The organism is Mesorhizobium sp. M5C.F.Ca.IN.020.32.2.1, assembly GCF_004023105.1.
Taxonomy (GTDB): Bacteria; Pseudomonadota; Alphaproteobacteria; order Rhizobiales; family Rhizobiaceae; genus Mesorhizobium; species Mesorhizobium wenxiniae.
In genome coordinates this window covers 1-479 of sequence record NZ_RZSX01001653.1, presented here as the reverse complement: position 1 = coordinate 479, position 479 = coordinate 1, and the positions used below count along the sequence as shown (strand labels likewise).

The following is a 479-nucleotide window of genomic DNA, read 5'->3' as shown; positions in this document are numbered from 1 at the left end:
ATCTCGTGCAGATCATCCTTGCGCTGCTCGGCGAAGTAGTTCTTGCGGAGTTCCATCTTTTTGACTCCCCTCAAGCCGCGTTCTGCGAATTGGATCGCGCGGCGGTCAGCACCGCCTGGATGATCGGCTCGTAGCCGGTGCAGCGGCAGATATTGCCCGACAGCGCCTCGACCACCTCGTCGCGGGTGGGGTTCGGCGTGTGGTCGAGCAGCACCTTGGCGGCCATGATCATGCCCGGCGTGCAGAAGCCGCACTGGGTGGCGAAGGCGTCGAGGAAGGCCCGCTGCAGCGGATGCAGAACGCCGCCTTCCGAAAGCCCCGATGTCGTGGTGATGGCCGCACCGTTGCAGGTTTCGGCCAGCGTCAGGCAGGAGAGCCGGAGCTCACCGTCGATGATGACCGAGCAGGCGCCGCATGTGCCTTGATGGCAGCCGCCTTTCGGTGAGGTGTCGCCGATCTTGTCGCGCAGTGCGTTGAGC

General features: G+C 64.7%; 1 protein-coding gene. It reads right to left on the bottom strand.

The window, feature by feature from the left end; genetic code table 11:
- Positions 1-70: 70 nt before the first annotated feature.
- A partial coding sequence (locus EOA86_RS37980; RefSeq protein ID WP_164892476.1) for a (2Fe-2S)-binding protein occupies positions 71-479 on the bottom strand: 409 nt, incomplete at its 5' end.